The sequence below is a fragment of the Synechococcus sp. A10-1-5-9 genome, assembly GCF_047716785.1.
Taxonomy (GTDB): domain Bacteria; phylum Cyanobacteriota; class Cyanobacteriia; order PCC-6307; family Cyanobiaceae; genus Synechococcus_C.
On record NZ_CP180406.1, the window covers coordinates 926,745 to 946,171 of the forward strand.

The 19,427-nt window shown below is 57.7% G+C and carries 21 protein-coding genes; 8 read left to right on the top strand and 13 right to left on the bottom strand.

The window, feature by feature from the left end:
- Positions 1-39 precede the first annotated feature (39 nt).
- A complete protein-coding gene (locus ACLM45_RS05335) occupies positions 40-1,044 on the top strand; it encodes an outer membrane protein (RefSeq protein ID WP_415410993.1) in 1,005 nt (334 codons plus the stop codon).
- On the opposite strand, the gene ACLM45_RS05340 is transcribed toward ACLM45_RS05335, so the two are convergent.
- The 3 genes from ACLM45_RS05340 to ACLM45_RS05350 are packed head-to-tail and all read right to left on the bottom strand — an operon-like array spanning position 1,018 to position 5,593.
- Positions 1,018-2,355, bottom strand: coding sequence for a flavin monoamine oxidase family protein (locus ACLM45_RS05340; RefSeq protein WP_415410995.1), 1,338 nt, complete (start codon positions 2,353-2,355; stop codon positions 1,018-1,020). The genes ACLM45_RS05335 and ACLM45_RS05340 overlap by 27 nt on opposite strands.
- Before the next feature lie 53 nt (positions 2,356-2,408).
- On the bottom strand, positions 2,409-3,962 hold the full coding sequence (locus ACLM45_RS05345; protein ID WP_415410997.1) for a DUF1254 domain-containing protein: 1,554 nt from the start codon (positions 3,960-3,962) through the stop codon (positions 2,409-2,411).
- Between the two features lie 41 nt (positions 3,963-4,003).
- Positions 4,004-5,593, bottom strand: a complete 1,590-nt coding sequence (locus ACLM45_RS05350) for a DUF1254 domain-containing protein (protein ID WP_415410999.1) — start codon at positions 5,591-5,593, stop codon at positions 4,004-4,006.
- Between the two features lie 235 nt (positions 5,594-5,828).
- Between ACLM45_RS05350 and ACLM45_RS05355 the strand changes: the two genes are divergently transcribed.
- On the top strand, positions 5,829-6,221 hold the full coding sequence (locus tag ACLM45_RS05355; RefSeq protein ID WP_415411001.1) for a hypothetical protein: 393 nt from the start codon (positions 5,829-5,831) through the stop codon (positions 6,219-6,221).
- Positions 6,222-6,271: 50 nt separating this feature from the next.
- Here ACLM45_RS05355 and ACLM45_RS05360 read toward each other — a convergent pair whose 3' ends face one another.
- Together ACLM45_RS05360 and ACLM45_RS05365 are read right to left on the bottom strand one after the other, a co-directional pair.
- Positions 6,272-7,423 (bottom strand): DUF1254 domain-containing protein, encoded by a 1,152-nt coding sequence (locus ACLM45_RS05360; protein WP_415411003.1) that lies wholly within the window; start codon positions 7,421-7,423, stop codon positions 6,272-6,274.
- Positions 7,424-7,472: 49 nt separating this feature from the next.
- Positions 7,473-8,591 carry a DUF1254 domain-containing protein gene (locus ACLM45_RS05365; protein ID WP_006041893.1) on the bottom strand — a complete coding sequence of 373 codons (1,119 nt, stop codon included), beginning with the start codon at positions 8,589-8,591 and terminating at the stop codon, positions 7,473-7,475.
- Between the two features lie 130 nt (positions 8,592-8,721).
- Between ACLM45_RS05365 and ACLM45_RS05370 the strand changes: the two genes are divergently transcribed.
- Both ACLM45_RS05370 and ACLM45_RS05375 read left to right on the top strand, forming a co-directional pair.
- Positions 8,722-9,975, top strand: a complete 1,254-nt coding sequence (locus ACLM45_RS05370) for a bifunctional cobalt-precorrin-7 (C(5))-methyltransferase/cobalt-precorrin-6B (C(15))-methyltransferase (RefSeq protein WP_006041894.1) — start codon at positions 8,722-8,724, stop codon at positions 9,973-9,975.
- Positions 9,976-10,010: 35 nt separating this feature from the next.
- The gene (locus tag ACLM45_RS05375; protein ID WP_006041895.1) at positions 10,011-10,133 is read left to right on the top strand and encodes a hypothetical protein; all 123 of its coding nucleotides are present in this window, start codon (positions 10,011-10,013) and stop codon (positions 10,131-10,133) included.
- A gap of 31 nt (positions 10,134-10,164) precedes the next feature.
- Here the strand turns inward: ACLM45_RS05375 and ACLM45_RS05380 are convergent, their stop codons facing one another.
- The 6 genes from ACLM45_RS05380 to pheS form a co-directional block, all read right to left on the bottom strand.
- Positions 10,165-10,521: a PAS domain-containing protein gene (locus tag ACLM45_RS05380; protein ID WP_415411005.1), complete on the bottom strand. Its 357-nt coding sequence runs from the start codon at positions 10,519-10,521 to the stop codon at positions 10,165-10,167.
- A gap of 215 nt (positions 10,522-10,736) precedes the next feature.
- Positions 10,737-11,165, bottom strand: coding sequence for a DUF192 domain-containing protein (locus tag ACLM45_RS05385; protein ID WP_415411007.1), 429 nt, complete (start codon positions 11,163-11,165; stop codon positions 10,737-10,739).
- Positions 11,165-11,842 carry a winged helix-turn-helix domain-containing protein gene (locus ACLM45_RS05390; RefSeq protein WP_415411009.1) on the bottom strand — a complete coding sequence of 226 codons (678 nt, stop codon included), beginning with the start codon at positions 11,840-11,842 and terminating at the stop codon, positions 11,165-11,167. Before ACLM45_RS05390 ends, ACLM45_RS05385 begins: the two co-directional genes overlap by 1 nt.
- A gap of 17 nt (positions 11,843-11,859) precedes the next feature.
- On the bottom strand, positions 11,860-12,768 hold the full coding sequence (locus tag ACLM45_RS05395) for an NAD(+) kinase (protein ID WP_006041899.1): 909 nt from the start codon (positions 12,766-12,768) through the stop codon (positions 11,860-11,862).
- 75 nt (positions 12,769-12,843) lie between these two features.
- A complete protein-coding gene (locus tag ACLM45_RS05400) occupies positions 12,844-14,487 on the bottom strand; it encodes an ABC1 kinase family protein (RefSeq protein ID WP_415411011.1) in 1,644 nt (547 codons plus the stop codon).
- A 98-nt stretch (positions 14,488-14,585) separates the two neighbouring features.
- Positions 14,586-15,593, bottom strand: a complete 1,008-nt coding sequence (pheS, locus tag ACLM45_RS05405; RefSeq protein WP_415411013.1) for a phenylalanine--tRNA ligase subunit alpha — start codon at positions 15,591-15,593, stop codon at positions 14,586-14,588.
- Positions 15,594-15,664: 71 nt separating this feature from the next.
- Between pheS and surE the strand changes: the two genes are divergently transcribed.
- A complete protein-coding gene (surE, locus tag ACLM45_RS05410) occupies positions 15,665-16,474 on the top strand; it encodes a 5'/3'-nucleotidase SurE (RefSeq protein WP_415411015.1) in 810 nt (269 codons plus the stop codon).
- Here the strand turns inward: surE and ACLM45_RS05415 are convergent.
- A complete protein-coding gene (locus ACLM45_RS05415) occupies positions 16,459-17,019 on the bottom strand; it encodes a DUF3611 family protein (RefSeq protein ID WP_006041903.1) in 561 nt (186 codons plus the stop codon). The genes surE and ACLM45_RS05415 overlap by 16 nt on opposite strands.
- Positions 17,020-17,078: 59 nt before the next feature.
- On the opposite strand from ACLM45_RS05415, the gene ACLM45_RS05420 reads away from it, so the two are divergent.
- A complete protein-coding gene (locus ACLM45_RS05420) occupies positions 17,079-18,005 on the top strand; it encodes a bifunctional riboflavin kinase/FAD synthetase (RefSeq protein WP_038005065.1) in 927 nt (308 codons plus the stop codon).
- Here the strand turns inward: ACLM45_RS05420 and ACLM45_RS05425 are convergent.
- A complete protein-coding gene (locus ACLM45_RS05425; protein WP_255344575.1) occupies positions 17,993-18,121 on the bottom strand; it encodes a hypothetical protein in 129 nt (42 codons plus the stop codon). The two genes, ACLM45_RS05420 and ACLM45_RS05425, sit on opposite strands and share 13 nt — an antisense overlap.
- Before the next feature lie 20 nt (positions 18,122-18,141).
- Here ACLM45_RS05425 and ACLM45_RS05430 point away from each other — a divergent pair, with 20 nt between their 5' ends.
- Both ACLM45_RS05430 and thiS read left to right on the top strand, forming a co-directional pair.
- The gene (locus tag ACLM45_RS05430) at positions 18,142-19,203 is read left to right on the top strand and encodes a thiamine phosphate synthase (RefSeq protein WP_415411017.1); all 1,062 of its coding nucleotides are present in this window, start codon (positions 18,142-18,144) and stop codon (positions 19,201-19,203) included.
- A 14-nt stretch (positions 19,204-19,217) separates the two neighbouring features.
- Entirely contained in the window at positions 19,218-19,424 is a 207-nt protein-coding gene (gene thiS / locus ACLM45_RS05435) for a sulfur carrier protein ThiS (protein ID WP_006041907.1), read from the top strand.
- Positions 19,425-19,427: the final 3 nt, after the last annotated feature.

A 19,427-nucleotide genomic window follows, 5' to 3' on the forward strand; every position in this document is an offset into this window, starting at 1 on the left:
TTTGCGAATTCAACCTCTGTTGTGATGCGAGCTTTATCCTTGGCCCTTCTTGCGACACTGAGCGTCCTAAGTGTGGAGGTTGCAGCGAAGCCACAAGACGAAAGCACTCCTGACGAGGCGAACGCAACTGATTTCAGCACACCACTGGTGCTTAGCCAGGCTGAATCAGTCAACAATGAGGAAGAATCTCAGGAAGATGAGGAAGACTCCTGGCGGGTCTATCTTGATCTCTATGCCTTTTTGGTGCCGACGACTTACACGACGTCAGAAGTCAATGGCAACAGAACAGACTCAGAACTACCACTTTCCGAGGTCATCGACAAGCTCGATAAAGCACTGACCTTCAGAGCTCAGGTGGAATATGGACGCTTGGGGTTTATGGCAGGGATCTACAGCGGCAGTTTGTCGGATAGCCAATCCGCAAACTTCTACAACGAAACCAACAATCCCTTACGAAACCGACTGGATCTTCCAAGTGCTCTTCGAAAACGCACTCTTCGTGTCGAAGGCGATCTTGATCTCGATGTAGAGGCCAATCAAACCATCGTTGATCTGGCTTTCCGTTACCGCGGGGGTGCGATCCAGAAACCTCGCATGGAAAAAGGGAGCAGCAGCTTTCTTGGACTTGTCGGAGCGAGGATCATTGACGCCAACGTTCGCACCAACTTCACGCTGAACAACGAGACAACACTCTCCGTTGAGGGAGTACGCGTCAACAGAGAACTCAGCCGCAAATTGGAGAAATCCTCAAGTGAAAATTTCGGCAACACCTGGGTGCAACCGCTGATTGGTGTCTATGGCACCTATGCCATCAGTGAGGACTGGCAGGCCTTTGCCTACCTTGACGCAGGTGGATTCGGGCTGAGCGGAGAAAAGGATCTGAGTGGAACCGCCCAGGCAGGCATTGCCTATGCGCTAGGAAACTCAGCTCAGATCTCACTCTCCTACAAGTATTTCGGCCTTGACTATGCCGGAGGCGGTGGTAACTCCTACAGCGTTGATCAAAGCGGCGTGAACCTAGGCCTGCGCTGGCTGTTTGACTGATGCAGCAGCCTGAGAAGTCAGGCTGTCAGCCACATTCACAGCCGTACGCGAGCCGCTGGCAATGGCGCCTTCGATGAAGCCGCGCCAGCCCTCGGTGGTATCACCGGAGGCAAAGTACAGATGACCTTCGTGATGCGGAAGCTCATCGGCGAAGCGTTCGAAGCAACCGGGTCGGTAGGTGCACCAGCTGCCGTTGGAAAGCGCGTCATCACCCCAGTCATGACCAAACGTAGAGAGCAGGCGAACACCAGGAATGAATTCTTCGAGAATGGTTTGCCATTCAGAGACTGGCTTCTCCAGGGCACCGGGTTCGAGACTGAACCCGGCCAACACCGAATGCTGCTCGCCGCGTTTGTAGGTGAAGCTGCCGATCAGGGGTGAATCGGTGGAGCGGGACAGGGTCATCACCGCTCCGGGGTCACCCTCCACTTCAAAAAACACCTTGTATCCGCCCCCGACGTGCTTTAGCTGCGAAGCCTCTTGCTTCACCGCAGAGAGCGGCGGATCAAACGAAACGCTGTTCAACACATTCAGCGGCACAGTCACCACAGCACGCTTGGCAGTGACAACCTCACCATTCACGGTTGTCACTGACACACCGGTCGCTGAGTGCTGAACAGAGGACACCGACGTGTTCAGTGCAACTTCAAAAGCACCATCCTCTGCAATCGCAGAAACGAGAGCGCCAGTCCCTTCCGTGAACTTGTAACGGGCGGCAGTGTCGTTGAACAGCTCGTAATTCCAACCGGTGAGCGACCAGCAACGCATCATCTCCACATAGGAAGCATTCGCGGGTTGGTTCATCGAAAGGATCTCGAGCATGCCCCCGACAGCAGTCCGCTGCAAGGGAGTGAGTTCCAGAGCATTCATCCGATCAGCCACCGTTAGAGCATCACATTCAACAATCGCCTCACGCGTGTGACGAGAGTCGTAAGGGAGCTCCCAAACCGCCTTGGATTCTGCAAAAAACTGATGAAAGCCATCAACAAATTCAGCCAACTGGTCTTCGCGCAGGTCATGCACCTGATCACCAATCTTGATCGCAATCCGCTCGGCAACACAGCCGGGTGTTTCCTGAATCTCAAGGCCGTAGCGTTCTTTTTCCGCCCAGACGAATGGCTGGGTCCAATGAATCCAGGTTCCACCAAGTTCCACCGCAAAACCGTTCACCTGCTTGTGCCAGGTACGACCGCCCAAGCGATCTCGGGCTTCCAAGAGAAGGACCTTGAAACCCCGCTTTTGAAGGTCACGGGCTGCTGTGATCCCGGCAAAACCACCACCAATCACAGCCACATCAACAGAACGAGCCATAAGAATTCAGTAAAAAGAGAATTAACCAAACAAATTTCAGATCGTCAAAACAATCAGATTTTTTCAATCGCTCCCAGCTTCCAGGAGCGGTCAAACCATTCCTGACCTGGGCCGTAAAGACGGAAGATGCCGAACCAACCCTTTCCTGGAACCGTCTTCACCCAGTTGGCCTCTTTCCCAGCAGGGGCTTCAGGGCCGAAATACAGATCAATGCTGCCGTCGGCATTCTTGGCCATCTCGGGATTGCGCTTGTTGTTTTTGCTGGGGTAGGGCATCTCCTTACTCTGCAGCATGGAGCGGGTTTGCGGGTCGTAAACAACAAACGACCAGAACCTCTTCGCAGGGGGATTGGCAGGGATGTTGAGTTTGTAGGTTTTGGAGCCATCGAGATAGGCACCACTGCTGTCACGAGAAGAAAAGGTGTACTGCGAACCAACACCGGGCCTCTCCAAAACCATCGCCGGAGTATTCACTGTGGCGAGATAGAAAAACAGGGTGCGACCATCCATGTCACGCCCACCCTTGCCGCCATTGACGACATAGTCATGGTTTCCGCCTGGGAAGCCGGTTTGCCAGTAGCCGGCTTTCCCAGGGTAGATGTAGGCCTTGGGGTCTTGGGGAGCAAAGAGAATCGAACGCGCTGTGGCATTTCCGATGGCAACGGCTTCAGTCAGCAGGGCTTTTTGTTCCTTCGATGGCTTGAACGGCTTCCCTTTTTGAATGCCAATTGCTGAGGCCATCCCCAGAAGTTCAGGAGAGAAAACCTCAGATGGCTCACGCTGGATCACGTCATTGAGTTCTTCGTAGAACTTGAAGTCATTGGCATGGATCGTGTTCACGTCTGAACCGGTAAGGTTCTTGAACGTGTTGGCAGGAGGGTTGTTCCTTTTAGCGAAGGGATACACCTTGAGGCCATTCATAAATGCCGCTTTTGCTGTATCGGGCTTGCCTTGCTGATCGAGGAAGCCACGAAGGATCAGCCAGTTGATCTTGCTCGGGGTTCTGGCCACGAAGTAGCCCTCTGTGCTCGCCGGAGCTTCCTGACCTGGGCCAAGAATCAAATACTTGCCGCCCTTACCTTTATCTGGACCAGGGCCGCCCATATCAACAACAAAACGGAAAAAGGCATCATTGACAGTTCCAGGACCTGTGCCAGGGGGAACTTCCACCACAACAGGACCTTCACTGAGATCCAGAAAGGCTGAGGCGTACACCGTGTCGGTGTTGCCAGTGAGCCAGAGGGATGTGGAGCTCATCAGCTCTTCGAACAACCCGATGTCGCGATTTGGCTTCAAGCCATAGCCATCACGGTGACCGACGTGGAGCATCTCGAGGGATGCTGCGGGAATGAAGTTCAGGAATGTCTGAACGCCACGGCCTAGGTCCACCTGACGGCGTGCCTTGCGCATGGTTTCATCGTCGGGAAAACCATCGAAATAGTTGAACGTACCGATTCGGGTTTGAACCGAATCCGGCGTCAACACATCACCAGGAATTGGCGTGTTGTAACCCTTGGGAATGAGGTTGTTGGCTTTGAGAACAACCCCACTTCCGGCTACGAGCAGAGCGGAAGCGAGAACAATCTGAAGGCGGGTGAAGCGTTTCATGGGAGAGCAAAAAATGGGAGGGATTTCAGGAATGACAGGGCTCACTTGACCTGCTCGATGTCGTTGAGCTGCCAGGTTTTGTCGAACCAAGGTTGAAGCGGGCCATAGAGACGGAAGACAGCGAACCAGCCCTTACCAGGAACCGTCTGAATCCAATTCGCTTCCATACCTTTCGGCGCTGAGGGGCCGAAATACAGATCAGTGGTTCCGTCAGCATTCACAACCATGTCCTGATTGCGCTTGCTGTTCTTGCTGGGAAGAAGCTGATCGGTCTGCAGCTCAGAACGGGTCTGAGGGTCATAAACAACCATCGACCAGAAATCCTTCGCCGGAACATCGGCCTCAACCGTGAATTTGTAGGTCTTGCTGCCATCGAGATAAGCGCCAGTGGAATCTGTAGCCACCACTCCGTACTGGGAGCCAACGCCCTCCATCTTCAGCACCATCGCTGGCGTGTTGACGGTGTATCCCCAGAAGAAATTGTTTCGAGCGTCGAGATTCCGACCTCCTTTACCGCCATCAATCAGCCATTCGTAGCTCCCACCACCAAACGGTGTGAACCATTGCTTACCTTCGTAGAAATAAACCTCAGGGTTGCGAGGTTTGCCCATATCAGCGCGCACATAAGCCACACCCACCTGCACCGCCTCCTCCAGGAGTTCTCGTTCCTGCGCGCTGGGTGCAAAAGGCTTGCCTTTTTCCAGACCAATCGATGACGCCAAACCTCTTAATTCAGGATCAAGCAGATTGATCGGCTCCCGCTGAATCACCGTGTCGAGCTCTTCAAAGAAGTGGAAATTATTCGCATGAACCGTGTTAAATACACCTTCACCTCCTTGAATAAAGGTCATTGCTGGAGGGTCATCTTTCTGCGAAAGTGGGTAGAGCCTTAGGCCTTTCTTATAATTCGCAACAGCCTGATCTGGCTTACCCTCATCATCGAGAAAGGCTCTTAAAATCAACCAGTTGGAGTAACTGGGCGAACGGAAAACGAAATAACCATCGGTATTCTCAGGCTCCTTGTCGTCAGGACCAAGGATCAGATACTTGCCGCCTTTGCCCTTGTCCGGCCCGGGAGCTCCGGTATCAGCCACGAAGCGGAAGAATGCATCATTGATGGTGCCAGGGCCAAGACCTGCCGGAATCTCGATCACCAACGGCCCTGTATTCTTCAAATTGAAGAAGGTGGACCCATACACCGTATCGGTGTTACCCGTGAGAAAGAGGGGGTTGGAATTCAGTGGGGCCATCAACATGACCTTGGTGTGATCCGTCACTCCCTGAGAGGCATGTCCAGCCCGCAACATCTCGATGCTGGCCGCAGGCATCAAGGTAAGGAACGTCTCATAAGCCCGAATGAACTTGAGGTTGTCGAAGCTGGCCTTGGCCGTGACCGCATCGGGCATGCCATCAAAGAAGTTGAACGTACCGGCACTGGTTTTCACCGAATCCGGCGTCATCAGCTCGTCCGGAATAGGCGACGTATACCCCTTAGGGATATCACCGCTGCCTTTATTCAAAGACTGATTGCCGCCATCAGACTTACTGGAACAGCCCACAGCGAGCAAAGCAGCAAGGGTGACAGTGGAGAGTCCTTTGAAAACCGGACTCAGCCGACGCGTCATGGTCATCCGAAGATAGAGCTCACTATTTGGAAGCTAGGGGTAACTTCGAGAGACGGCAGCCAAGGGACATTTAAAGATGATCCCATTCAGGCAATGATTTAAAAAGAAAAGCTCTGTTATTCCATCTGTTCAATCTGTGCAGCTCAACCAATACAGACAGAAATCGAAAGTTCTCCCAGACAAGACCAGCGCAAACTGTTCAGCGCGAGCAAACTGAGCCTAAGAAGCACTTTTCTTCAACATGAAAGGAACCCAAGCCATGGCCTATGCCATGGGAGCTATCTTCATCCTTGGCGAGACTGCACGTCGCGGCCTCGACTATTTCGCAATCAACGCCACAACGATGCTTGAGGACTATGGCTCGGGCATTTTGTTACTTCTGGCTGCAGCAGCCTGCACGGCCAAACTGTGCCAATCCACCATGTACCTCGCTGGGGCATGGGGATACAGCGCAGGCGGAATGTTTGTACCCTTTTTTGCTCATCTGGAGGCCTACTTGAGAGGCGCTACTTTTAGGCCTGATCACCCGATTGAAGATGTTAGTGGGATCATCGTGAAAGGAGTGATCTGGGGCATCTGTGTTGTCGCTTTCATTGCAAGCCTGCGCGACCGATCAGCAACATTCAAGTCCTGATGCTGAGGGCCCTATCGAGAAGGGCCCTCAACCAAAACGAAACCAGCCCGCTATTGAGCTAACTTCAATTCAGGCCGCTCCCAACTGCCGTCGAAATAGGCAGGCTTGGGTTTGTAGATGCGCAAGGTGGCATTCCATCCTGGATAGATTGCAAGATAGTTGTCTTGGTTTTTATCACCACCAAAGTGAACAACAACCTCACCTTGGTCATTCATTTTCGCAAAGGCACTGTTCAAATTGAACGGCTCACCCGTGGGGAAGCCCTCCTTGTCGTACACAGTCAACGACCAGAAGGCATTATCAGCATTGGGAACATCTTTAAGGCTGAGTGTCTGGGGATCGGTTGATGTGGGTGTGTAGAAGAGGTACACCGCTCCCTCTTTGGGAAGTCCACCAATGCCAACGGCGACTCCCATATTGTTCTGCTCAGGAGCAACGACTCCCTTACGCCCATACAAGGCCTCCGACTGGATCCCCTTCTCGTTGCGCTCCTTGTTGTAGTCGGCGCGCAGAGCAAGCATTTGCTCCTTATTCCATTGGTTGGGCTGAATGAAGGTCCCTTTCTGTGCCTGCTTCACCGCAAGCTTGGCCTGCAAGGCCTGCGCCTTCGCAACATCAGCTGGGTCCTGAATGTTCACACCGGTACGGAAGGCCACCGTTGCATAGCGACTGCCAACGGCCTCCTTGGTGAGCTTGTATTCACCGGGATCTTGATGCACATAGGTATACCCTTCATCATTCACAACCATGGCGCTCTGATAACGACCACCCGTTTCAGGCAATGTGATCGTCGCTGGGCTGTTGAGATCAAGAACCAACCAGGAATAGAGGGTATCGAAATTAATCCGGATCACCGTTCGATCCTTGGGATCAGCAGCCTTGCTGTCGTTCCACAACACCCCCACACCTCCACTGCAGGTGGCCTTGGCAATTTTGCCCACATAAGCGGCCATCACGATTTGGGTTTCTGCTGCGGCGTAGTTGGCCTTGGTAACGGGCACAACCTCTTCACTTTGGATCTCAACGGCAGGCTTCGGGCAATCCTCTGGCTTAGACGCTTGCGATGAAGATGATGCCTTTGCTGTTGCATCAGATTGTGCTTCGGAGGATGCATCAGGCGCTTTGGCCTGACCGCATCCGCCTGCAATCAAAGCGATGCCAAGCAGAGCCGCAGCAGCGGAACTGGAAAAAATTTTGGTCATGAAATTAATACAAATGAATAATTAGATTGATGCGCACTGAAGCGATTAATCAATTCGCAGGCTCAAATTGAGGCGGTGTCCAGTTTCCGTTGAAATAATTCTCAGTTGGCGAGTAAATCCGTAGAGCAACATTCCAGCCTGGATAGATATCAAGATAATTGTCTTTGCTCTTATCTCCACCCAAGTGAATCACATAGTCTCCATTCTCATTCTTTTTGGCAAACGCACTGTTAATATTATAGCTTTCACCGGTTGAAAACCCCTTCTGGTCATAGACAGTCACCGACCAGAAAGCACGGGGATCACTGGGTACATCTTTCAAGGTGAGCGTGTGGGGCTCAGTGGAATTGACCACTTTGGGGAAGGGATAAACGGCTCCCTCTTTGGGAAGGCCGCCCCAGCCAACCGCAACGCCAAAGTTACGCAATTCCTCTGTCAATTCACCCTTCTTTCCAAACGCCATCTCTGATGTAACTCCTTCAGGTTCTCGACGCTTGTTGTAATCCTCACGCAAAGCAAGGATCTCTTTCATGTCGTATTTCTTCTTCGAGACAAATTCACCTTTCTTGGCTTGCTCAAGCTTGATCCCATCCTGCGCAGCAGCTGCTTTCTTGAGATCCTCTGGATCCTGCACATTGACCTGCGTGCGTACGAAAGCAAAGGCATAGCGACTGCCAACTGACTCCTTGGTCAACTCATAACTGCCTGGTTTGTCACTGATCAGGGGAATCCAATGCTCTTCATCGATGACTTCGAGAATCTGGTAACGGTCCGTATCAGGAAGGACCACAGTGGCGGGGCTCTCGAGATCAAGCACCGCGAAGGAATACAGGGTGTCGAAATTGGGGCGCAGGATGGTGCGCTCCTTTGGATCCATGGCTGCGCGCTGGTGGAGGAAAACACCAACGCCATCGCTGCAGGTGCCCTTGGCGATCTTGCGTACGTAATCCGCCAAGATCACTTCAGTTTCTGCAACGGCGTAATTGGCTTTTGTCACCGGTGTCACGGCTGTGCCCTCCTGAACCACCGCTGCTTTCGGACAGTCGCTGCCAGCCGAAGCCGTCTTGCTCTCTTCCGACTTGCCGCAGGAGCTCACCAAAACACCTGCCGTGATGGCAGAGGCCAAAAGCGCTAGGGAGCCGCGGCGGGCGATAGAGCGCACTGGCATTGCCAAAGTTCAAGATGAACCTTCTTTAGCCAGCTCCTAAAAAAGAGTCCGGTCAACGCAAAACTTTGCACCAAAGATTTGCCCGATCGGGACCATCCCCACCACATCCAGGCTTCAGCACAATGACGTCATGATCGATGTGATCGGAACCGACGCTGGCGCACCTGCGTCCCTACCTCCGATGCACCAAAGCCTGGTGCAAGACGCTGACCTGGTGGCAGCTCCAAAGCGCATGCTGCCCCAACTTGTGGATTGGCTGGGCAGTCGCGCCACCGAACAGCAGCGCTTGGCCAGTGATGATCCGATTGCCCTCAGTGAAGCCCTTCGCCCGCTTGCGCAGACCCTGCGGATTGTGGTGCTGGCCAGTGGAGATCCCCTGTGGTTCGGCATTGGTCGCGTGTTGATCGAGCGGCTGGGGAGCAAGCGGCTGCGTTTCCACCCAGCACCCTCCTCCATGCAGCTGGCCTTCGCCCGCCTGGGCAGACCCTGGCAGGAAGCCGAATGGATCAGCCTGCACGGCCGTGATCCCAGCCCCCTGGCCCAGCGGTTGCAGAAACGGCCGGCCGCCCTGGCGGTGCTCACCGATCCAGGCCGAGGGGGCGTCGAAGAGGTCCGCGCGACTCTGCGCGGCAGCGGACTCGAATCGAGCTACTGCCTCTGGCTGTGTGAAGCCCTCGGTCACCACGACGAACGCGTGCAGTGCATCGAAGCGAACAAGCCTTGCCCGGATGACCTTCATCCTCTGCACCTGGTTGTGCTGCTGGCCCAACCTCCCGTCCCATCCGCGCCAGAGGCTCTTCCATTGTTTGGGATTGAGGATGGCGACTACCTGCAGCACGACGACCGCCCTGGGCTGATGACCAAACGGGAGGTGCGCATCCAGCTGCTCTCGGATCTCGACCTGCCGGAACAAGGCGTGCTTTGGGATCTGGGGGCTGGAACAGGGAGTGTGGGCCTGGAGGCCCTACGCCTGCGCCCGCGGCTGCAGCTGATGGCGATCGAACGACGAAGCGGTGGCGGGGCTTTGATCCAGGCCAATGCCCGACGCCTCGGCGTTGCACCGAGCTCCGTACTTGAAGGGGATGCTCTGACGCTGCTGCCTCAGCTTCCGGATCCAGATCGCGTGCTGGTGGGAGGAGGCGGGCGCCAACGAACAGCCCTGCTGAAGGGAGTGATTGATCGCCTCAGACCCGGCGGCATCGTGGTCATCCCCCTGGCCACCCTGGAAGCTCTTGCCGAACTGCGGCCTGTGCTCGAGCTGGCTGGGCTGCAGCTGCGGATCAGCCAGCAACAATCCTGGCGCGGTCAGCCTCTTGCCGAGGGCACTCGCCTGGCGCCGATGAATCCCGTTCTGATCCTCAAGGGCACGAAACCGGGGTCCTGAGCCCCAGAATCAGGCTGAGAACAGCGTCAGGCACCATGTCAATTCAGAAGAACAAACAGGTTTCCCCGCTGCGCATGAAGATCACCGTGCTGATCGCCGGCTTCGGGCCGCTGCTGGCCATCGGACTATTCCTGCAATCCAAGGGGTTCTTCGGTTAAGTGCAGAAGAATCCTGGAGACAGCGGCGCTTTCATTGATCTCGACGCAAAAAGGCGATGCCGCCAACGCCCTCGCTGCCATCGGGGAGCTGCACGGGAAACTTACGGTCTTCGAAGGCCAATCGTTCTCCGTTGACAAAGATCTCGGTGAGCAAAACCTCAGGCTTCCCAGTAGCGAGGACCCGTTGATCGGCTTCGCGAAAAGGAAAAGCCGATTGCTCATCGGCGAAATCAACATCGGCTTTACCGATCATCTGCTCAGGGGTCGTTTGCAATGTGCGGGCCACAGCCGCATTGCCATAAACGAAATGAAAGTTGGAGTCCTTGACGTACACGTGGGCATCCGTACCGGCAAGCACCGACTGCATCAGAGCTGAAACATCGGCCATACCATTCAACGCTGCTCTGCAACGCTCGAGAGTGTTCTTTCACAATGGCGCGCCCAGCAGGACCCAACCCACACTCCAACAGACCTTTCAGCTGATCCTCAGCGGTGACCCAGACAGCTGAGGATCCAGACAATGATCGAACGCAGCAAACGACACGTCGTTCTTACTCGTTCGTTTTGAAATTGACGAGCAAATGTTCAATCATCGGCGTTCGTTCACAGGCCTTCAATCACAACAGAGTCGCCGATCTTGATCTCCAGGCGCGCCGCTTCGCCAGCACCGATCTCGATCACACCATCAGCGAAATCCGCACGCCCGTTTCCATCAGCATCCGCCCAATAGGACGGGCAAGGAAGCGATGGACACACAGACACTTCAGCGGAAATCGCCAGCACCTTTCCATCCCGCACAAACACCAGATCGAGCGCGGCGAGGGTGTTCAGCATCCAGAAGCGCATGGGGCGGGGCGGACTGGCGGGGAACCACATGCCTCGCAGCGGCGGAAGCGCTGGACGTTGCATCAAGCCGAGCTGCTGTTCCCTGGGCGTATCAGCCACCTCCAGATCGATGCAGGCGGATTCACGCGACTCCAGGCACCAGCGCGCTTCAATCGGCAGGTTTTGCGGTGGCGGTGGCAGCTCCATCAGCTGGGGTCGAGTCTTGGCGCACCATCGTTGAGGCAGTAGCCGCGGCCGCGAATCGTATGGATCAGTCGCGACTCCCCCCCCTCCTCCAGCTTCTGACGCAAATAACGCACATAGACCTCGATCACGTTGCTAGAGGATCCCTGTTCGTCGTTCCAGACCTCACGCAAGATCCTGTCGCGGCCCACCACGGTGCCGCGCTCCTCCATCAGCAACATCAGCAGGGCGTATTCACGAGACGTGAGAGCAACGGGCCTCTGGCCACGCCGAACCTGCCGGCAGCTGATATCAACACTGAGATCGCCCACCGTTAACAAGGGACGACGCATCTGGCTGCGGTCCTGAATCACCAGATGCAGCCGCAGCCTCTGCAACAGATCGCTTGGCCCACTCGTGGTGAACCAGAAATCGTCTGCTCCGCAGCTGAAACAAGCCTCGCGGGCCTCAATCGTGTCTTCGCTGACGCCAATCAGGATCGGCATTGACCCAAACCGATCCCTGAGCGAGGCAACCTGATCGATCGCATCAGCTCCCACAAGGCCCGCCGCCGGCACGCCATTAATCCCGGCAGACGCCCCCGCGTGGGTTTGGTAGCCAGACGCCAGCAGCCGGTCCGCTAGGGCCAAAGCGTCCTGGCCCAGCAACAACACCAAAGGGCGTTCATCGCTTTCGCTCATCAGCGTTTCAGAAACAGTCATGAACGATTGGGCTTGGCCACGTGAGGAAGACCCCAGCCCAGTTTGTTGCGCAGCACCTGGAAGAACTCATGGTCTGTCAGGCGCACAAACCGAACGGGATGGTCGCTGCGCCGGATCAGCACCCGGTCTTCAGGCCACACATAACAGCCCGCACTGCCGTCCACCACCATCATCAGCCGTTCCGGCGTGGCGGGAAACACGGTCACAGGTTCCTGGTCGCTGAAGACCAGAGCTCTTGAGGCCAGCGAGTGAGGCGCGATTGGCGTCAGCTGCAGCACCGGACAATCGGGTGTGATCACCGGTCCTCCAGCGCTGAGGGCATAAGCCGTGGATCCGGTGGGTGTGGAGAGAATGACGCCATCCGCAGAAATATCCACCGGTGCGTGGCGGCCGATGGCGATCTCGAAGTGACACATGCTCGTGAGTGGTTCACGGTGCAGAGCCATTTCGTTGAGCGACAGAGCCTCCCAGCGGCGTTGATCGCCGCGCATCACGCTCACCACCAGATTGGCACGCTCCTCAATCGTCCACTGCTCCGTGAGCACCTGATCCAAGGCCCGATCCAGGTCATCGAGGTAAGCCTCGGCCAAAAAGCCGAGATGGCCCGTGTTGATCGTGAGAATCGGCACACCCACCGGCGCTGTCTGACGCGCGGCCGAGAGCACCGTGCCATCTCCCCCCAGCACGATCGCCAGGGCCATCGACGGATCAAAGCCTTCGGGAACACAGGCGTTGTATCCGAGCATGCGCAGGTGCTGGTCGGGATTGGCAAAGCCCACCATCCCTCCGGAGCTACTCACTCTCACCACCTCGTGGCCGCCGCGCTCCAGGCGAGCCTGAATGGTGATGGCGATCTCAACCGCCAGAGGCTTGCCATCATTGACGATCAGTCCGACCCGGGGCACCGATCGCATCGAGCAACAGCAAAACAAGTTTATGAGAAAGCTCAGCTGAATGGCCCTCGGTTGGATCTTTGTTGATCAGCGACGGCTGGAGCGAAGCAGGGACACGATCAACCAGAGACCGAAGAGCGTGGCGCCGATAAACAAGCCCTCGCTCACATTGCGCAGCAATTGCTGCTGAGCGAGCGTCGCCATCAGCGTGGCGCTGAGAAGCAGTGCGGCCACCAGAATCGCCAACGACACCCGCTGCGACAGTCGCTCCAGCGTGGCGCGCAACGACTCCAGCCCCTCAAGCTGCAGGGCAAACACGAGCTCATCACTGCTAAAACGCCGCAGCAGCTGACTGAATTGACGCGGCGCTTCAAGGGAGAAATTGCGCAGATCCAGGCCGAACTGCATCAAACGCTCCTGCGGCAACATCACCGAGCGCGCCAGCAATTGAGCCACCAGGGGCTGCATTTCTCCGGTGAAACTGAACGCAGGGTTGAGCGAGCAGCCCACACCTTCCAAATTGGTGACCGACTTCACAAACAGCCCAAGCGTTCCGGGCACGCGCAGACCAGTGCGGTTGGCCAACTGCAGAAGATCGGCCAAAAACAGAGCGAAATTCAGCTCTTCCAAGGGTTTAGAGAAACTGCTGGCAATCAACGCATCCAACTGGCGTTGGAGCTGTTGCCGGTCAACCTTTATCCCGCGGGCTGCTGGAGCGATCTGTTCCAGCAGATCGGTGGCCCTGGCACCATCCTGATTGATCAGCGCCAGCACCAGATCCAGCAGATTGCTGCGGGTGCGCGGGTCGAACACGCCGACCATGCCGGCATCGAGCAGCACCACGCTGCCATCGCTCAACACCTTCAGATTCCCCGGGTGGGGATCAGCATGGAAAAAACCCTCCACGAAATACTGCTCCACAAAGGCACCCAGAAGCTCCGTGGTGGTGGCACCAACCCCCGGACCCTGGCTGAGGGAGAGCCGCGCTTGGTCTGTGAGGATGGCGTCCCCTTCAATCCACTCCAACACCAGCACCCGCTGACCGGAGAGGTTCTGCACCACCTGGGGCAACCGCAGCTGCCCCTTAGGAACAAATGAAGAGGCCTCCAGACAGCGCTCCAAACGGATAGTGTTCTGAGCTTCGATGCGGAAATCCAATTCTCGGCCCAGGGCATCGAGCACCTGGTCAGCCAGCCCGATGAAGTCGTACTGGCTGCCCAACGCCGTGGCTGAGGCCAGGGCCGCAATCTTGCGCAGCAGACGGCCGTCCTCAGCCACCTGGACCTCGATGCCTGGCCGCAGCACCTTCACGGCCACCGGCACCCCGTCCTGCAAGGAGGCCCGGTACACCTGTCCCACACTGCCAGCTGCAATCGGATCGTGGTCGAACGTGCGGAAGGCCTGCGTGACCTCGCTGTTCAGCTGCTCTTCCAGTTGGGGACGCACCTTCTCCCAGGGCACTGGCGGCACGTTGGCCTGCAGATCACTGAGGGCCTCGATGTAGGCCTCACCGAGCAGGTCCGGGCGCGTGCTGAGCAACTGGCCCAGCTTCACGTAAACCGGTCCCAGCTCCGTGAGGATGTTGCACAGCACCGATGGCAGGGGAAGCCTGGTCTCCTCGGCATCACCACGACGCAGAAGCTGGGAGAGAAACGCCCATTCATGCTTCGAGAGAACCTGAACGATCTCAAGGGCTCGCGCGGAGCCATCGAACACCGAAAGCACAGACACCCCTCAAGCCGAATCACCTCTCACTGGATCATGAAGAGATCGCAGAGATCGGGCATCACTCTTCCCCGAAACGCGCCCGCAAAGGATCAGCCCTGCCCTCAAAACTGCTCGAGGAAGCGAAGATCGCTGGTGTAGAGACGGCGGATGTCGTCAATGCCATGGCGGACCATGCAAAAACGTTCCACGCCAAGACCAGCGGCAAAACCACTCCAGCGCTCAGGATCGAGCCCCAGGCCTTCGAGCACCGCAGGGTCCACCATCCCGCAACCCATCACTTCAAGCCAGCGACCCCGCCACTGCACATCGACCTCAGCGGAAGGCTCTGTGAACGGGAAATAACTGGCGCGGAAACGCACCGGCAGATCTCCGAAAAAGGCCTTGAGGAAGGCCATCACCGTGCCGCGCAGGTGACTGAAATCCAAGCCTTCATCGATGGCCAGCACCTCCACCTGGTGGAACACCGGGGAATGGGTGGCGTCCACGGCATCCCGGCGGTATACGCGGCCGGGGGCCACGATGCGCACCGGCGGTGGATTGCTTTCCAGATGCCGGATCTGCACCGGTGAGGTGTGCGTACGCAACAGCAGGTTGTCTTTCAGATAAAAGGTGTCCTGCATGTCCCGGGCCGGGTGCTCCGGGGGAATGTTGAGGGCGGTGAAATTGTGATGGTCGGTCTCCACCTCGGGCCCCTCCTCCACCTGATAACCAAGACCACAGAACAGATCAACGATTTCCTCGGTGGTGCTGATCAAGGGGTGGCGATGCCCCATGGGAACGCCTACCGGAGGAGCGGTGACATCCAGAGTCTCCGCTGCGATGCGAGCCTCCATCGCAGCCTGTTTCACGGCCAGGAGGCGCTCTCCCAGGAGCGTCTGCACCTGAGTTTTCAACACATTGGCGCGCTGCCCTACCAGCGGCCGCTCGTTGCCGGGCAACTTACCCATGGCTCCGAGAACGCCGGAGAGACGGCCTTTCTTTCCAAGCAATCCAACCCGCAACTGCTCGAGGGCATCGGCATCGGCAGCGGCGGCGATGGCTTCAGCCGCCTCGGCCTCAAGGGCCTCCAGCTGATCGGTGAGCTGCTGCAGGGTGACGGTGGCGCTCACGGCTTTGACAAGACGACAGCTGACTGTAAGCAGTGATCACGACTAGGTTCGCCCCATCGGCGTTTGATTCCATGGCCCCCTTGCGGATCTTGATCAGCAATGACGACGGGGTATTTGCCGACGGCATCCGCGCTCTGGCGGCTGCCGCTGCCGCGGCAGGGCATCAGGTGACCGTGGTTTGCCCCGACCGCGAGCGATCCGCCACCGGCCATGGCCTCACCCTCCAAACCCCGATTCGAGCCGAAAAAGCCGACAGCCTGTTTGATGCGGGGATCAGTGCTTGGGCCTGCAGCGGCACACCAGCCGACTGCATGAAATTAGCCCTGTTTGAGCTGATGGACGAAGCGCCGGACCTGGTGCTGTCCGGCATCAACCATGGCCCGAATCTGGGGACGGATGTGTTCTGCTCCGGTACCGTGGCCGCTGCGATGGAAGGAACCCTCGAGGGGCTGCCATCGATGGCCATCAGCAGTGCCTGTTTCCAGTGGCGCGACTTCCAGGGTGCCGCCGCCCTGGCGGTGGACGTGGCTACAGCTGCTCTGAAGGACCAATGGCCCGAGAATCTGCTCCTCAATTTGAACATCCCCCCCTGCCGGCCAGAAGTGATGGGTCCTCTGCGCTGGACGCGCCTCTCAATCCGTCGGTACGACGAGCAGTTCAGCCCACGAAAGGATCCTCGTGGCCGCACCTATTACTGGCTGGCGGGCGAAGTCGTGGAAGACCTGGAGTCGGGCGGGGATGGTCCGAGGGACTGGCCAACGGATGTAGCCCAGATCGAAGCGAACAGCCCCTCACTCACCCCCATCCAACCGGAGTTGTTCTGGCGTGGCCCCCTCGGAGGTCTTCCACGATTGGACCTCAATGGTCAACGCGTTCGATAGATCCTCTGCAGCAGCCAGAGCGAAAACAGCAATCCGATCAGGTGGGCGAACAGCACCTGCGTGTTGCTCAAAACGGAGAGCATCTCCAGCGAGGTGATTGCCAAGTTCTCAGCAGCACCCTGGCTACCGATCGCAATCCCTGGAGTCTGCGACGACGCTTGCACGAACAGGGCTCCTGCCAGCGACTGATAGCCAACCGCCGCCAACACCAGTCCGAGGAGATCGGCAAAGATGCCCCGCTTGATCAGACGACTGGCTTCTGAGCGACTCGGACGCACACCGCTGTCGAGCGCACGCCCCAAGCGCACGATCAGCCAGCCCTGCCAGAGGCTGAAGAGCAACACAAAGAACGACAGGGTGGTCAGGGACAGTCCCGGACTCAGTCCCACTGCACGATCTGCATTCCGGGAGAGGCTGCCGCCGATGTTGTTGAAGAGCAGCACCCCAACCACCACCACACCGAGGACGGTCTGGATCCAGAAGCGAATCCATGCCGTCCGCTTCAGGCCAAGGGCCAGCAGCTGGAAATCGAGCCGGTCGGCCATGCGGGCTTGGTCGTCTGTCGTCCAAACTTGCCACCAACCACCGCACTGTGCACGGCCCGTTGATCCCCCTCTGCTCACCTCAGCAGGCCCGCACGCCCACTGCGCTAGCCCTGGGCAGTTTTGATGGTCTCCATGCCGGGCACCGGCGTGTGATCAAGGCCATCACCACGGATCCTGAAGGCGGCCATCCCACCGTGGTGAGTTTCTGGCCCCACCCCAGGGAGGTTCTGCACGGAGAGCCTCGCCTACGCCTCGATCTCCCGGATGAAAAACTGCATTTGCTCGACCCCCTGGGGATTGATCAGCTGGTCCTGGTGCCGTTCACCAAGCAGCTGTCACAACTGAGCGCCGCCGACTTCGTGGATCAAGTGCTGCTGACCACTCTTCAGGCGCGTCACATTGCTGTTGGAGCCAACTTCCGTTTCGGCCGCGGCCGCGAGGGTGACACCACCACACTGGCGCGTCTGGCCTCAGCAGCTGGCGTCAAGGTCAGCGTCGTGCCGATCCTGGAGGACGGGGAAGGGAGGATGAGCAGCAGCCGCATCCGCGCGGCGCTCAGCGCGGGAGAGCTGAACAGAGCTGCCACCCTGCTGGGCCGTGCCTATCACTTTCAAGGAGAGGTGGTGCGCGGGCGAGGGCTGGGGCGTGGTCTGGGATGGCCGACAGCCAATCTGCAGGTTGATGGCCGCAAATTCCTGCCCGGGCTTGGGGTGTACGCGGCCTGGGCTTGGGTGGATGGCAACGGCACACGGCTGCCAGCGGTGATGAATCTCGGACCTCAACCCACTGTGGATCCCGGGTCCCCCTCAGCCGTTGAGGTGCATCTTCTCGATGTGGAGAAGGAGCTCGTGGGCCGCACGATCAGGGTGGAACCGGTGCGGCGTCTCCGCGGCCAAAAGCGTTTTGCTGGGCTCGAGGAGCTCAGCAATCAGATCAAACGTGATGCCGATGCAGCCAGAGAAACGCTCAGGGCTCAGGCCGGGTAGGCGTTGGCCAAACCCCAGACAATGAAGACGCCGATTCCTCCAAGCAAGATGATTCCCCATACCAGCACGTGCATTGTGCTGTCAGATCCGCCGTTCTCCATCGCCGCGTTAGGCATGAGATCCTGCCCAGAGTGCCATGGAATCGATGCCTGTCGCCCCCAGCACTGATCCCCGTGTGGCGAGGCTGATCGATGCCAACCTCGATCGAGCCCGTGAGGGACTGCGCGTAATCGAAGACTGGTGTCGGTTCGGTCTCGATCGTCATGACCTTGTTGTGCCGCTCAAGGACTGGCGGCAACAGCTCGGCCAGCTGCATGACGACGCTTATCGACAGGCCCGGTCCACCGCCACTGACACCGCGGCAGGGTTGGGCCATCCGGCCCAAAACAGCCGCACCAACAGCGTCGCCATCGTGAAGGCCAATGCCAGCCGCGTGCAAGAAGCACTTCGGGTGATTGAGGAATTCACCCGCACGGCTGATGCCGTTCTTGCCCAAACGGCAGCCGAAGTGCGCTATTCGCTTTACGACCATGAGGTGCGAATTCTTGAAGCCTGCGGACACAACCGCCGCAAGCAACAGCTGGAGGACGCCAAGATTTGCCTGATCACAGATCCAAGTACCGACGACGACGGCGGACGGCTTGTCCGCCACGTCAACGCGGCCCTGGATTCAGGCGTCACTCTGGTTCAGTACCGACGCAAGCATGGATCCGATGGGCTGAGGCTGCAAGAAGCAAAGCAGCTGGCGGAGCTCTGCCAATCGCATCGCGCTCTGTTCATCGTGAATGACCGAATCGATCTCGCCCTGCTCGTGAATGCCGACGGTGTTCATCTCGGTCAGGAGGATCTGCCCCACAACGAGGCCCGTCGTCTCCTCGGCAGCGAGAAGCTGATCGGACGCAGCACCCACGCGCTGGGGCAGCTTCAAGAGGCGCAACAGGAAGGGGCGGATTATGCAGGCGTAGGGCCGGTGTTCGCCACAGCCACCAAAGCCGATCGGCAACCCGCCGGACTGAACTGGGTGAAGGAAGCCTGCGCAGCAGCTCACATTCCCTGGTTCGCCATCGGTGGCATCACAGCCACAACCTTGCCCCAGGTGCGTGAGGCCGGCGCCAGCCGGGTGGCCGTGGTGAGCGCGATCATGGCGTCCGACGATCCAGCACTCGCCAGCCGGCAGCTGCTGGACTTGCTTCTTTAAACCGTCGATTCAACATGCAACTCACCGTCAATGGAGAAGCACGTCAGATCGACGGAGGCCTCACCCATCTGGATCAAGTAATCGATGCCCTTGGCCATCACCCCAGGCTGGTGGTCGTTGAATTCAACGGTTTGATCCTCACCCCCGAACGCTGGGGGAACCAGCCGGTTCAAGAAGGTGACAGCCTTGAGATCGTCACCATTGTTGGTGGTGGTTCCTAGGAT